Annotated in this window: 10 protein-coding genes; 1 reads left to right on the forward strand and 9 read right to left on the reverse strand. The window is 73.4% G+C overall.

The window, feature by feature from the left end; genetic code table 11:
- The first annotated feature begins 14 nt into the window (after nucleotides 1–14).
- Nucleotides 15–1070 (forward strand): AraC family transcriptional regulator, encoded by a 1056-nt coding sequence (locus tag WS92_RS06940; RefSeq protein ID WP_059930406.1) that lies wholly within the window; start codon nucleotides 15–17, stop codon nucleotides 1068–1070.
- Here WS92_RS06940 and WS92_RS06945 read toward each other — a convergent pair.
- The 9 genes from WS92_RS06945 to WS92_RS06985 form a co-directional block, all read right to left on the reverse strand.
- Nucleotides 1061–2200, reverse strand: coding sequence for an Ig-like domain-containing domain (locus WS92_RS06945; protein ID WP_059930407.1), 1140 nt, complete (start codon nucleotides 2198–2200; stop codon nucleotides 1061–1063). The two genes, WS92_RS06940 and WS92_RS06945, sit on opposite strands and share 10 nt — an antisense overlap.
- 179 nt (nucleotides 2201–2379) lie before the next feature.
- Nucleotides 2380–6204 (reverse strand): type VI secretion protein IcmF/TssM N-terminal domain-containing protein, encoded by a 3825-nt coding sequence (locus WS92_RS06950; RefSeq protein ID WP_197420758.1) that lies wholly within the window; start codon nucleotides 6202–6204, stop codon nucleotides 2380–2382.
- The gene (locus WS92_RS06955; protein ID WP_059930408.1) at nucleotides 6201–6902 is read right to left on the reverse strand and encodes a DotU family type IV/VI secretion system protein; all 702 of its coding nucleotides are present in this window, start codon (nucleotides 6900–6902) and stop codon (nucleotides 6201–6203) included. The genes WS92_RS06950 and WS92_RS06955 overlap by 4 nt, the downstream gene beginning before the upstream one ends.
- Nucleotides 6899–8296 carry a type VI secretion system baseplate subunit TssK gene (gene tssK, locus WS92_RS06960; RefSeq protein WP_059930409.1) on the reverse strand — a complete coding sequence of 466 codons (1398 nt, stop codon included), beginning with the start codon at nucleotides 8294–8296 and terminating at the stop codon, nucleotides 6899–6901. The genes WS92_RS06955 and tssK overlap by 4 nt, the downstream gene beginning before the upstream one ends.
- Before the next feature lie 32 nt (nucleotides 8297–8328).
- Nucleotides 8329–9135 (reverse strand): type VI secretion system lipoprotein TssJ, encoded by an 807-nt coding sequence (tssJ, locus tag WS92_RS06965; RefSeq protein WP_059930410.1) that lies wholly within the window; start codon nucleotides 9133–9135, stop codon nucleotides 8329–8331.
- 9 nt (nucleotides 9136–9144) lie between these two features.
- The gene (locus WS92_RS06970) at nucleotides 9145–9537 is read right to left on the reverse strand and encodes a DUF4150 domain-containing protein (protein WP_006028877.1); all 393 of its coding nucleotides are present in this window, start codon (nucleotides 9535–9537) and stop codon (nucleotides 9145–9147) included.
- Between the two features lie 27 nt (nucleotides 9538–9564).
- Nucleotides 9565–10317, reverse strand: coding sequence for a DUF3540 domain-containing protein (locus tag WS92_RS06975; RefSeq protein WP_061083818.1), 753 nt, complete (start codon nucleotides 10315–10317; stop codon nucleotides 9565–9567).
- Nucleotides 10314–11378 (reverse strand): type VI secretion system accessory protein TagB-5, encoded by a 1065-nt coding sequence (tagB-5, locus tag WS92_RS06980; protein ID WP_059930414.1) that lies wholly within the window; start codon nucleotides 11376–11378, stop codon nucleotides 10314–10316. Before tagB-5 ends, WS92_RS06975 begins: the two co-directional genes overlap by 4 nt.
- Nucleotides 11379–11395: 17 nt before the next feature.
- On the reverse strand, nucleotides 11396–14077 hold the full coding sequence (locus WS92_RS06985; protein WP_059930416.1) for a type VI secretion system accessory protein TagAB-5: 2682 nt from the start codon (nucleotides 14075–14077) through the stop codon (nucleotides 11396–11398).
- Between the last annotated feature and the right edge of the window lie 16 nt (nucleotides 14078–14093).

The raw sequence follows: 14093 nt of genomic DNA on the forward strand, positions 1-14093 counted from the left end.
CACCGGCCTTCACGATGGCGAAGATGCATGCGCCCGGCAGCGGCACGCTGCTGCAGTTCTTTTCGACCGACGACATGCCGCTCGCGCGCGCAACGTCGTTCTGGAGCGCGCACGTGTTCCAGTGCGAGGACGTGCGCGCGGAGCAGGCGCGCGCGTTTCACGGGCACGGCTTTCTCTGCCGGCGCGAGCGCGGCCGGTTCGTTCGTTTCCGCGGCGCGTCGCTCGACGCGCGGATCAGCGAAACATGGCTGAGCGCCGCGGCGGCCGACGCGCACGTGACGATCTGCGCGCTGCACGCAGGCGAGTGCACGGTCGAGGCGCCAGGCTTGCCGGATGCGCGCTTTCGCGCGAACGAGCTGTTCATGCTCGACGGCGGCCGGCCGATGCGCGTGCGCTGGGATGAGCCGTGTTTCAGCGCGCTCAGATTGCCGCGCGCGTCGGTGGGGCGCACGCTCGGCCAGGCGGCGATGGAGGCGTCGCCGAGCGCGGCTTCGTTGCAGACGGCGCGGCTCGCGCCGTTTCTCGCGGCCGAGCTGGCGCTCATCGGCGATCGTGGCCCGGGGTTGTCGTCCGACGAGCTCGATTGCGTGCTCGCGCGCGCGGCCGAACTGGGCCGCGCGCTGCTTCAGGCGGCACTGTCGGCGCGCATGCGGCGCGGCGCGCCCGCGCGCGCCGACCGGCTGCAGGCCGCGTACCGCTACATCGACCAGCATCTGCATCTGCCGACGCTCACGCCCGAGCGGATCGCCGACGCGATCCATTGCTCGCGCACGCAGCTCTATCGCCTGTTTCGCCACGAATCGCAGACGGTGCAGGCGGCGCTGCGCGACGCGCGCCTGAACCGCAGCCTGCGCTACCTCGAGCAGCCCGAATGCACGCTCAGCATCGGCGAGATCGCGCATGCGTGCGGTTTTCCCGATCAGTCGACGTTCGGCAAGCTGTTTCGCCGGCGCTTCGGCAGGACGCCGGGCGAGGTGCGCCGCGCCGCGCGGGGAGGCGGCGGTGAAGCCGCGCCGCCCGACTTCGCGGAAGGCGCAGACGCGGCGCGTGCATCAGCATTTCATCGATAGATTGCGACTTCGATCGCCACGCCAACAAGATCCGGGTTGGACTCCGAATGACGGTACGATGCAGGCAAATCGCGCAACTGCTGCTCACTGACCACGCTCACCTGCACGTCGTCGATGCAATACCAGACTCCATCCCGCTTCACATAGGCGACATAGTGGCCGCGCGTGTTGTAGCCGAACGCGACGAGCCGGTCGTGGTTCGGCAGTGCCGCGAAGTCGAACAGGCTGTTCAGCCTGAACGCCTTGGCGTCGGCAGGCGCGTCGCGTATGTCGGATGCGTCGAACGCATCATTGAGCGGCATGCGCAGTTCCATCAGCACATCTGCCAGGTATCCCGGCCCGCTGTCCGGAATATTTGTCGTCGCGCGCAACGCAGCGACCGCGGCTTGCAACTGCTCGTCGAGCTCTTGGGCCGATGCGGCGTCGTAGTCTTCGAGCAGTGCGCGAACGGCGGGTGGGACGTCCTGGTTCGACACGATGCCGTCGAGCGCCGACGAATGAACGGCCAACTGCAGCGCCGTGTTGATGAAGCACGAGCCGCCGAGGTTGCGCAGGCCGCGCGGCGGCGTGGTCGGCGCGGTGTCGAAGCTGGCCGTCAGCGGATGGGCCGACCGTTCGCCCGTCGCGCTCTCGATGCCGGCGGGCACCACGATCTCGTAGCGGCTGTTCGACTTGAGCGGCGCGAGCGGCCTGAACGCGAGCCGGCGATCGCTCAGCCACGACAACGCGCCGACGGCGACGCTCGCGCGATCTTCGCCGTGTAGCGCGATGCGTCCTGCTGAGCGCGGCGCGATCGCGCGATCGAATTCGAGCTCGATCGTCGGGCGGCGCAACGCCGCGTGTGTTGGCGCGATGCCGGCGGATATGCCGCCGGGCGCAGCGGCGGGCGTGGCGACAGGCGCAGCGGTGGGCGCAGCGGCGGGCGGGATGGCCGGCGTCGCGGCCGGCGGCGCGTGTCCGCTGGGTCCGTGCGCGACGGGCGCGTTCGGCTGCGCCGGATACGCGAGCTGCACGGTCGGCGGCGCGAACGCGCGCGGAGCGGATTCGTTCGAATCGTCGCCGCCGCCGCATCCGGCGAGGGAGGCGACGGCCAGCGCGAGCGCCGTGCCGGCGCGCCGGGGGGATCGCATGCCACGGGCAAGCCGGGACGAATCGCGGGGCGAGTCAGATGCGGCGCGTCGAGCCGAAGGCTGCGCGTCGGGATGGTCGAGGGGGTTCGACGTGTGTTTCATCATGGCAAGACTGAAGGTGAACAGAAACAGAAAGTGAACATCAGTGGATTCGGCGGCTTGACTGGGCGACGAGCGGATCACGGACGCGCGCCGCCGCCGCCGGGCCCGTCGCGAGCCGGGTCGCCCCAGCACGCGCCGATGCGGCGGGGCAGCGCGGCGTCCACCGCGCCCGGTGTGCTCGACGCAGACGACGCGCGTGCAACGTTCGCCGCGGAGCCGCCCGCGCCCGCCCCGTCGTCCTGCCGGCTCGCGGCGCGCCGCTGCCGCGCGATGTCGTCGCGGCGCTCGCGCTCGAGCGCGTCGATCCGCTCGACGTGCGCGAGCAGCGCGTCATGTCCCGAGAAGTCGTAACGCACGTCGACGTAGCGCACGCCGAGGCGTTCGAGCTGCGTTTTCGCGTCCGGAAAATCGCCGGGCGCGAAGCGCCGCACGCCGTAGCGGAAGTCCTGGACGAAGCGCGCGACGCCGAGCGGCCCCGCGTACCGGCGCACGAGCGTAACGCCGCCGAGCGCGATGCGCAGCGTCGCGTCGCCGCATCGATCGGGCTGCCAGTCGACCTGCTCGGACACGCGCAAGTTGTAGTTCGTCAGCGTGCGCGCCTGCGGCGCGCATTGCAGCGTCAGCACGGTCTCGAACGGCTTGGCCTGCGCTTCGCGGTTCACGTCGGTCGGCTGCGCGACGATCCCGATGCGCACCGTCTGCGCGTTGAGCGCGTCGATCTGCTTGCCGAGCGACGCGATCCGCTCGTCGAGCTCGGCCGCCGCCTGCTGTTGCGCGCGCCGCTCGGCTTCGCGCCGCGCCTGCGCGACGCGCCGGGCGGCCGCGTCGTCGACGAGCGGCAGGAACGCATCGGTGAACGGCAGCCGGTAGCCGAGCGTGTCGGCCGCCGCCGCGCGCGCCGCGCCGACGCGCACGAACGGCTTCGCCGGGCCGTCGACGAACGCCCAGATCGCGCCTTGCGGGCCGTACAGCCGGTCGTTGGCGTCGTCGTGCGTCGCCGCGCGCCTGAGCGGCCACAGCACGTCGCGCTCCCAGTCGTCTTGCAGCGCGCACGACGCCTGCCGCTCGACATACGCGATCACCGCGTGCAGCGGGCCGCCGACGAGGCTCCAGACGACGTCGCCGCCGACGTCGCGACCGCCCGCGAGCCGCTTGACGTCGCGCAGCGCATCGTCGGCTGCGCGCATCGCGGATGCTTCCACCGACGGATCGACGCCGAAGCCGTGGAAGTCGGCCGCGAGCCGGTAGGCGGCGCCGGGCCCCGCGAGCGCGTCGGCGGCGAGCGCGGCGACGCGCCGCTCGTAGTCGACGAGCGCGTTGCGCAATGCGGCGTCGCGCTCGAGCGTGAGCCGGCCTTGCGCGGGCGCGCCGCCGAGCGCCTCGCGCAGCGCGCGGCCGCCGCTGCGCGAGATCGAGCCGAGCGTTGCGCCGAGGCCGCCGCTCGCCGCGGGCAATCGCGCGGGCGCGAGCATGTGCGACGCCGTCCGGACGAAGCGCAGCCACGGCGGCAGCGCGTCGTCGCGCACGGATTCGAATTCGCGATCGACGCGTGCGAGCAACGCCGAGAACGGATCGCGGCGATCGGGAATCCGGTCGATCACCGTGCGCCATTGCGCTTGCGTCGTCAGCCCTTGCTCGCCCTGCGGGAAGCGCGCGACGAAGTCGCGCCAGGCGTCGATGCGCCGCGCGCGATACCACGCATCGAATGCGTCGCGATGGAGCGCGAACTTCGGCCGGTTCGCGACCGCCTGCGCCATCTCGTCGAGGAACGCGTCGATCGCCGGACGATGCGCGGCCGTCAGCGCGGCAGGTACGCGCACGTCGCGCAGCGCGGCGGGTTGAGCGGCAGGCAGCGCGGGTGGCGCGGGTGGCGCGGCGGCCGGCCAGAAGTCGGCGAGCGTCACGTCGCGCGGCATCGTTGCGTCGGGCAGCGCGAGCAGCCACGCGCCGTCCGGGTCGCGGTACGCGAGCCGTTCGAGCTGCGCCTGAGCGGCCGCGAGCCGTGCGGCGAGCGCGCTGTCGCCGGGCGCGCTCCACGCGATCCGGCCGACGGCGAGCGCGCCGATGCGCGGCGGCAGCCCGTCGCCGCGATCGCGTGCGCCGCTTGCGTCGTTCGTGCCGCTTGTGCGCCGCTTGCCGCCTGCGCCGTCGTCATCCCGCGCGCGCACGGCCGCCGGCGCGGGCATCCGCGCGAGCGTCTCGCGATCCGCGCCGCGCAGGCGCGCCTGCATCAGGTTCACGTAGCGGACCAGATTGCGGATGCGCGCGGCGACATCGCCGTCGTCAGCCGCGCGCGCGTCGCTCGCGCCGTCCGGCTCGCCGAAGAACAGCCGATCGGCGGCGGGCTCGATCGAGCGCCGATAATGCGCGACGTAGCGGCGCTTGAGTTCCGCTTCGAGCCGGCCGACGGGCGTCGCGTCGGCGATCGGGGGCGCGAGCCGCCGCACGAGCCGCCGCTCGTCGCGCCGCTCGACGTCGGCGATCACGCGGCCGATTCGCTCGAGCGTCGCCGCATCGCGCGCGAGCTCGCCCGTGAAGCGCGGATGCGCGGGATAGTCGCGGCGGATCAGCTCGACGGTCCGCATGTCGCCGACGAACGACGCGCTCATCAGCAGCCCGGCCGCGACGCACGCGAAGAGCCATGCGGCCAGCGCGACGCGCGCCGGCGTCAGCCGCGAGCGGCTCGGCCGCTCGACGGGCCGCCATGCGTCGCGCTCGCCCGGCAGCACGCGCGCGAACACGTCGTGCAGGAACAGGCCCGCGTCGCCGGGCGCGCGCGCCGGCGCGGCGTCGAGCCAGTCGGGCAGCGTCAGCGACGGCGCGCCGCCCGCCTGCCGGCCGCTCGTGAACAGCAGCCCGCGCAGATACGGCGTCTCCTGATAGACGTTCGGGCCGAACGCCGCGCGCGCGAACGCATCGAGCGCGGGCCGCACGCGCGCGAGCTCGTGCGGCAGCATCAGCGCGCGCGGCGAGGGCGGCTCGCCGCGCGCCGCCAGCGCGACGCGCAGCGCGGCGAGCCGCGCGTCGATGCTGTCGAGCGCGTGTGTGACGAACGCATCCGCGTCGTGATCGCCGAGATAGCCGAACGCGCGATCGCGTTGTTCCGGCGCGAGCTGCGCGGCCCATTCGTCGAAGCCGTAGAGCCGGTCGCATTGCGTGACGAGCACGTAGACCGGAAAGCGCCGGTCGAACAGGCGGATCAGTTGCTCGAGCCGCTCGCGGACCGCGCAGCCGTCGATCGTCAGCGCGTCGCGATCCGCTTCGACGAGGCGCGGCGCGTCGATCGCGACGACGACGCCGTTGACGCCCCGGCGCGCACGCGCGCGGCCGAGCTGCTCAAGGAGCGCGCTCCATGCGCGGTGGTCGCCGTCGGTCGCGTCGGGCTCGGCGAAGCGGCCCGCGAGGTCGAGCACGACCGCGTCGTCGAAGCACCACCAGTCGCAGTCCTCGGTCGGCTCGATGGCCGCGTCGTGGCGCGCGCGCCGCAGCGGCGACGCGATGCGCGCGCGCGCGAGCGCCGTCGTCTTGCCCGCGCCCGTGCGGCCGATCACGAGATACCAGGGCAGCGCGTCGCGCGGCCGGCCGCGCAGGCCCGGCGCGGGCGCGGCGCGTTCGAGCGCGTCGAGCGCCGCGCGCCAGCGCGCGGCGACGCGCAGCTCCGGCGCGTCGCGATCGGCGGGCGCGCGCTCGGCCGCGTCGAGCCGCGCGAGCTGCCTGCGCGCGCGAACGGCGCGCAGCGCGCGGCGCGCGATGGCACCCAGCAGCCATCCGGCGAGCGCCGCGCAGAACACGGCGGGCGCGCTCCACAGCGGCCAGTCGAAGTAGAGCGAGGTCGCCCAACTGAGCGCGGCGAGCGCGAGCAGCGCGACGATCCGCGCGATCATCATGCCGAGCGTCTTCATTGCAGCCTCGGGAACACCGAGTCGACCATTCGCACGATGACGACGTGATAGATCAAATAGAGCGACAGCAGGATCGCGAGCGGCAGCCCGACGTTCAGGCCCGCGAGCGCGATGCGGCAGCGCGTGCGCGCGTTGGCCGCGGCGGCGCGCGGATGTCCGGCGTCGTCCGGGTACCCGTCGTCCGGATACCCGTCGTCCGGATATGCGGCGGGGAACGGCGGCTCGCCTTCGGCGGGCAGTGACGCATGCGCCGACAACGCGTCGAGCGCGCGCCGCCGGATCGCGTCGAGCGGCCGGCTGCCGCCGTCGTAGCCGTAGCGGCCGCGAAAACCGAGCTGCAGGCACAGCAGATAGACCGCGAGCACGTTCGCGCGCGCGCCGTCGAGCGCGTCGAGGCGCTCGAAGAACACGACGCCCGCGTGCGACGTGTCGAAGTGGCGCTTCTGCAGCAGCCGCAGCGTCCAGCGGTCGGCATCGTCCCAGCCGCTGTTCAGCAGCGCCTCGTCGATCCACGCGCACACCGCGAACAGCGCGTCGTCGACATCGGCTTCGGGCGCGCCCGCGCAGGCCGCGTGATCGCGCGCGCGCTCGATCAGGATGTCGAGCCGCAGCGCGACTTCGGCGGCGTCGCCGCGCGGCGATTGCGCGAGCTGCCGCGCATACGCGACGAGCGGCATCATCGAATCGGACAGCTTCATGATGCGTGCCTCACTGCGATGAGTTCCGCGTGCAGGTCGTCCGGCGCATCGGCCCAGCGCAGCGAGATGCGGCCGTCGCGCCGGATCGCGTCCCACGGCCGGCCGGCCTGCTCGATCCGGAAGTAGCGCGCGTCGCCGCGGCGCGGCAGCCGCGGCGGCGCGCCGGGCAGGCGGGTCAGCTCGACGCCGGGCAGCGCGAGCGCGGTGAGCTGCGGCATCTCGTCGGTCGCCGCGATCCGGCCGCCCAGCAGGAAGCGTTGCGCGAGCGTGTCCGGATCGTGCGCGCTGCGGATCGCGACATAGATCAGATGGCGATCCGCGAACACGTCGGGCGGCAGTCGCGCGGACCGTTGCGCGGGCTGCCGCTCGCCGTCGGGCTCGAACGTCGCGACGCAGTCGGGGCCGACCGCGATTTCGTCGAGCAGATGGCCGATCAGCGCGTGCGCGCGCGAGAAGCAGCCGCCGAGATCGCGGTGGTCATACGGCGGCAGGCCGCCGCGCGCGTCGGGTGTCTCGCCGAGCATGTCGAAGCGCTCGGAGAACGCGCTCAGCTCGCCGACGAGCTGGCGCAGCACGCCGTAGACCGTCCACGGATGCAGCCGGTCGCATTCGGCGAGATGGAACAGCAGCGGGCCGAAACGGTTCAGCGAGCGCAGCGCGAGCAGGAACGCCGTGTAGCTCGCGTCGAACTCGGCGCGCTGCATCTCGCGCGGATTCTTGTACTGCTGCAACTGCCGCGCGCGGCCCGCGAGCTCGTCGCGGATGCAGCGGAGCCGGTCGAGCAAGGCGCGCGCGCCCGTCAGCGCATAGCACGGCGGCGCGAAATCGTCGTCGAGCCGCAGGCGCTCGCCGTCGCGCACGATCCGCGCAATCGGGATCGTCTCGTGCCCGGCGAGCGCGTCGAGCTCGTGCCCGAACACGATCTTCAGCACATGCTTGAGCGTGCGCACCGGCGCGCCCGGCTGGTTCGAATAGAGGTCGCCGACCTCGTCGGCGCACGGCAGCGTCGCGTAGCGCGTCGCGGCGTCGGGCAGCGCGTCGGGCGTGGACGCCACCGTCACGTTGTTCGCGCCGCGCGCGAGCCGCCTGAGCGCGACGTGCACGACGAGCGCGCGGCCGTCGTCGAGCCACGCGGGATCGAACGCGCGCGCGGCGACGACCGCGTTGCCCGGATATTCGACGTAGCTGCGGTCGGAAAAGAGCAGGTGCGCCGAGCGGATCTCGACCGCGCGGCGGTCGATCGCGGCCTGCGCGAGCGACAGCGCGCCGACGCCCCAGAAATGCGGCGGGCCGGACGCGAGCCACGGCTCGACGCGGAACTGCTGATGCAGTTCGGCCAACTGAAAATGTTGCGGTTGCAGCAGCATCCCCTGATGCCAATAGATGTTGTCCATGTCGTTCGTTCCGGTTCGTGATGCGTCGCGTGTCATCGCTTGCGCGGCGCGCGGGCGGCGGCCTCGCCGTTTTCGTTGCTGTCGCGGTTGCCGCCGCCGTTCGCGTTCGCGTTTGCGTTTGCGTTCGCGTTTGCGTTTGCGTTTGCGTCAGCGCTCGGCAGCGTCAGCGTTTTCGCGCCGCTGTCGAGCGTCGTCCACGCGCGCGCGCCGGGCGGCGGCAGGTTCAACTGCGCTTCGCGCGCGTCGGTGATGCTCTGCGCGCCGAGCCTGAGCCGCAGCCCGAGCGTTCGCGGCGCGGCGCGATAGGTGGACGAGAACCAGCCGCGCTTGTCGATGTGCAGCGGCACGTCGAAGAGGCGCGCCGCGCGGGGGCCGTCGGCGTCGTAGTAGCCGGCGACGATGCCGACGTAGCGCGCCCGCTGCGCGCGATCGATCGACAGCGCGACGCGCGCGCCCGGCGCGACGACGTAGCGCGTCGTCTGGATGAAGTCCGCCGCGGGCCTGCCTGCCGCGAGCGTCGCGCGTAGCCGGTCCGGATCGTCGGCGAGCTCGCGGAACGTCTGCGCGTCCGCGCTTTGGAATACTGCGAGCAGCAGCGTGTGCGGCGCGTTCAGGTATTCGTTCAGCCGCGGCGATGCGTCGATGTCGATGCGCAGCGCATCGGGCGCGTAGTCCCATCGCACGTCGGCGCGCGCCTGCTCTTCGGTGACGCCCGTCGCGCAGCCGGTGAGCGCGGCGAGCGCAACGAGCGCGGCGGCGCATGCGGGGCGTGGCCGCGGCGGCCGAACCGGCCGGCGCGCATGTGCCGCCGACGGCATCGAAATGTGTCGTTCGTTCATGCCCGCGCCTCAGCTCATCACCATCACTTTTTGCTGGCTGGGCTGCAGCACGGCGCCCGTCGCATTGCCGTCGTTGTGCTTCGTCGGCGTCGTCAGCCGCACGGCCGGGCTGCCTTCGAGCTTCACTTTCGCGCTGCCGGCCGTGAATTCGACCTTGCCCATGATCTTTCCGGACATCGCGCCGCCGGCGGTGCCCGGCTGATCGCCGTTCGTCATCGGAATCGTCGATTTTTTCGTGAGCGCTGGCATCCCGCAGACGAGCACTTTCGTCGTGATCGACGCGGCCATCATCGGCAGGCCGGTGTTCGGATACGGGACGGGCACGGGGCCGCCCGGCGTCGGGGTCTTGCAGACGTCGGCGGGGCTCATGCACAGGCCGGACGCGGTGGTGACGACAAACATGTTGGAACTCCGAATTGAAGGAAGCAGTCAGCCGAGATCGATGCGCTCGCCGTCGATGCCGACGTGGCGGTCCGCAAGTAGCGTGACGTCGCGCGCGTGCAGGTGCGCGCGCTCGTCGATCCGCCAGCGCGCGCGCGCGGCGCGCAAGTCGTCCACGCCGCACACGCGGCGAAAGCAGTCGCCGAGCGTGTGGAGCGCGCGTCCGATCGTCGACGTGAAGCGGCGCGCGACGAGGCGTACGTCGTGCGCGCGGCCGACGATCGACTGCGCGTGCGCGTCGAGATGCGCGGCGCGCACGCGTGCGCGATGCGCGCTTACGTCGACGCGCGGCGCGCACGCGTCGATCCGGTCGCGCGCCGCGAGCGCGATGCGCGGCGCGTCGATGCGCAGCCCGTCGGCGCCGGCCTCGAGCACGACGCCGCCCGGCAGCGCGAGCGCGGCGTGCGGCGCGCCGGCGCGCGCGAGCACGGCGAGCACATACGCGGGCGGCGCGCCGCACGCATCGTCGTCGCCGTGCGCGCGGGCGCGGGCCGGCGCCCAGATCAGCACGCGATCACCGACGTCGGGCGCGAGCAGGCAGCCGTCGGCGCGCCGCGCGCGGCCGACGGGATCGTCGAGCGATAGCCAGTCGCCGGCGCGGCCCGTCACGCAAGACGCGCGCAACGACGCATCGGCCCCGGATGCGCGCGGCGCGTCGACGGGCGGCAGCGGCGCGGCCGCGCCAGGGGAGGCGGAGGAAGCAGGCAGGGGCGTCATCGAAGCGCGAGAGTCGTGTGTCATCGTTCAGGTGCGGTCCATCGTTCGGCCCGCGCGAGCGCGGGATCGGTCGCGCGCGCGCCCGTCTTGCGCGCGCCGTCCCAGCGCGCGGCGCGGTCGTCCACGCCGTGCAGGTTCGCGTGCGAGAAATCGGCGCCGGCGCAGTCGGCGCGCGACAGCGTCGCGTGCGAGAAATCGCAGTAGGCGAAGCAGCCGCCCGCGAGCGTCGCGCCTGCGCAATCGGCGCGCGCGAACAGCGACATCCGCGCGCGCAATCCGCGCGCGTTCGCTGACGACAGGCGCGCGCGCGCGAAATCGGATTCGTCGAACGCGGCCTCGGCGAGATTCGCGCCGACGAGCGTCGCGCCCGCGAAACGCGTGTGGCGACCGCGCGCGCCGACGAGCGTCGCGCGTTCGAGATCGGCGTCGAAGAACATCGTCTGCACGAGCGATGCGCTGCTGAAATCGCTGCCGGCGAGCGTCGCGCCGCTGAAATGCGTCATCGTCAGATCGCAGCGGTCGAAGCGTTGCCCGCGCAGATTCGCTTCGGCGAAGAGCGCATTCGTCAGGCGAGTGGCGTCGAAGCGCGCGGTCGACAGGTCGGCGCGCATCGCCGCGAAGCGCTCGAGCTCGGCGCTCGCGAAATCGGTGCGCTCGAAGCGGCAATCGACGGTTTCGCAACGCAGCAGCTTCGCGTGCGCGCACCGCGCGGCGGAGAAATCGCCGCGCTCGAACGTCGCGCGCGCCCACAGCGCGTCGGTCAGCGTCGCGCCGGCGAGGTCGGTGTCCGTCATCACGAATGCGTCGCCCGTCGTCGCGCGCAGGCTCGCGGCGCGCAGCGCGACCGCGTGCCAGCCCGATTCGCCGAGCGTTGCGCCATCGAGGCGCGCGCCCGTCAGATCGCAGTGCCGCCAGCGCGTCGCGTCGAGCTGCGCGGCCGACAGGTTCGCGCCGCGCAGGATCACGCGATCGAACGTGCAGCCGGACAGATCGCGGCCGGAAAGATCGGCATCCGAAAGATCGATGCCGGATAGCGTGCGGGTGTCGGCGAGGGCGGCGAGCGCCGCGTGAACGGTGTCGGACATGGGTAGCGTCGAGTGAATCAGCGGGGGGAGGCGAGTTCGGGGCGGCCCGGCACGGTGAAGAGCGTTCGCTCGACGTTCGCGCCGTCGAGCTGCGATCGGCCGAGCGCGACGCCGTAGCAGTCGGCGCCGTACAGGTTGCTCGATTGCAGTTGCGCGCCGTCGAGCCGCGCGCGGCGCAGCGACGCGCCGAGCAGGTTCGAGAAGCGCGCGTCCGCGTGCGTCAGATCGGCCTTCGTCAGATCCGCGTGCCGCGCGAGCGCGCGCGTCAGTTGCGCGCCGCTCGCGATCGCGCGCGCGAGGCTCGCGCGGTCGAGCGTCGCGGCGTGCAGATTCGCGTCGCGCAGGTCGACGCCGTCCCAGTTCGCGCCGTCGAGCGCCGCGCCGCTCAGGACGGCGTGCCGGAACGACGTCGATGCGTCTGCGCGCGAGCCGCGCAGCGATGCCGAGCGAAGCTGCGCGCGCGACGCCCGCGCGCCGTACCATTCGGCGCCGTCGCACTGCGCGGATGCGAACACCGCATCCGCGAGCGTCGCGTGCTGGAAGTTCGCGCGCGGCACGCGCGCCGACGTGAAATCGGCGGCGTCGAGCGCGCAGCCCGCGAAGCTCGCATGCGCGCCGTCGAGCCGCGCGGCCGCGAGCCCGGTCATCGCGCTCGCGTCGAATTGCGCGTGCGCGCAATGGCTGTCGGCGAGCGACGCGCGCGTGAAGTCGCCGCCGGTGAAATCGGCGCGATCAAGGCGCGCGCGATCGAGCGCGGCGCCGCGAAACGATGCGCCGGGGGCGGACGTATCGACGAAGGTCGCGTCGCGCAGGTCCGCGTTCGAGAAATCGGCGCGCGACAGCAGCGTGCGCTCGAACGACGCGCCGGCCAGCCGGCAGCCGGCGAAGCCGGTGCGTTCAAGGCGCGCATCGCGGAAGTCCGCGCGTTCGAGCGCGGCCGACGACAGATCCAGGCCGCTCAGGTCGAGGCCGGCGAAGCCGAGCCCGCGCGCGTGGCGCTCGATCACCTGCTCGCGCGTGAGCGGTTCCGCGAGCAGCGCGTCGTCGGCCGGCGGCGCGGCGGGGCGCGTCGCCGCGAGGGCGGGGGCGGCGTCGGCGAGCCCGTTCGCGGGCGGTGGCCGGTCCGGCTCCGCTGGCGTATCCGGTTCGACGATCGCTTCGCCGCTGGCGGGCGCGGCGAGCCCGGCCGTCAGCGCGTCGACGTCGAGCGGTGCGTCGAGCGCATCGAGCGCATCGAGCGCATCGAGCGCGTCCGCGAGGGCTGCGAGCTCAGGCCGATCCCGCGCGGCCGCCTCCATCTGCGCACGCGACAGGCCGTGCTGCTCGACGAGCGTGCGGATCTGCGTGTCGGCTTGCCGAAGCAGGTCGGCGAGCGACGATGCGTCGCCCGGCGCCTGCGAATTCGGCGAAGCGGGCGGCGAAGCCGGCGAAGCGGGCGGCGAAACATCGCGTTGCCCGCCGGCCGCCGCCGCGTCGTACTGCGCTTGCCATTGCGCGGTCTGCGCATCGAGTTCCGCCGCGAGCGCGGCGAGCTCGTCCAGGTTCATGTCGGCGGGCGCTTCGCGCGCCGGCAGCAGACGCGCGATGTCCGCTTCGGCGATACCCAGTCCGGCGAGCAGCGCGTCGGTTTGCGCGGCGAGCGCCGCCGCGTCCCGTTCGAGCGCGGCCAGTTCCGGCGCGGGCAGCGGCGCAGGCGATTCCGGCACTGCCGGCTGTTCCGCGTGCGAAGCCGATGCCGGCCCGGTCGGCGCTCGATCGGCCGCGCGGCCGGCAGCGGCGCGCGCTTCATCGCCGGCGATCGCTGCAGGCGCAGGCGCAGGCACGAGTGCGGCGGCGGGCGCGAGCGCCGGGCGAGAGCCGTCGTCTTCAGGCACCGGCCGGCCGACGTAAGCGCCGTCGGGCAACGGCGGCGCGTCGGCGCTTTCCCAGCCGGCGATCACGCGCACGACGTCGTCGCCGTCTTCATCGTCGATCGCGGCGAGCGCGCGATACAGGACGATGCCGCACGCCGCGCCGGGGAACAGCCAGACGGTTTCCGCGCGCATCGGGCACGCGTCGATGCGCGCGGCGCCATCGATCGCGCGCTCGACGAAGCAGCGCGCCCGAACGCGCGGCAGCGCGCCGGCGATGACCGGCCGGTCCGCATGCAGGTTGACGAGCTCGATGTCCTCGCCGCCGCGCCAGAATCCGGCGATCCGCTGGTCGCGCGGCGCGGCGTGGAAATGCTCGGCGCGCGTGCCGGCGGGCAGGTGGGGCCAGCGCGCGGCCAGCCAGCGTTCGTCGAATGGCCCGAGATCGCGCGCGCGCTCGGGGGCCGACGGCGGCAGCGCGTGAAATTCGGCGAGCGGTGCTGACGCTCGCGCGTCGACGAGCCGCTCCTTGCACGCCGCGCCGATGCGCGCGCGCACCGCGACCGGCGCGCGCGCGCCGCGTTCGCGGCCCGGCGGCGCATACGCGTCGCCGTAGACGAGAAATTCGCCCGCCGGCTTCGGCAGGCCCTCGTCGAGCGGCGCGTGCCCGTCGAGCCACTGCTGCGCGACTTGCCAGAGCGCGGCCTCCGTCGCGAGATCGCCGGGGCCGGCGGGCGCGCCGGCGCGCAGCGGAAAGCAGGCGAGCGCGCCGATCGACAGCCGGTCGACGCCTTCGAAGCGCAGTGTCCGGCACAGCAGCGCGAGCGACTCGGGTTTGACGATTTTCATGATGGAATCCGAACGA

The organism is Burkholderia sp. MSMB1588, from assembly GCF_001546925.1.
GTDB lineage: Bacteria > Pseudomonadota > Gammaproteobacteria > Burkholderiales > Burkholderiaceae > Burkholderia > Burkholderia humptydooensis.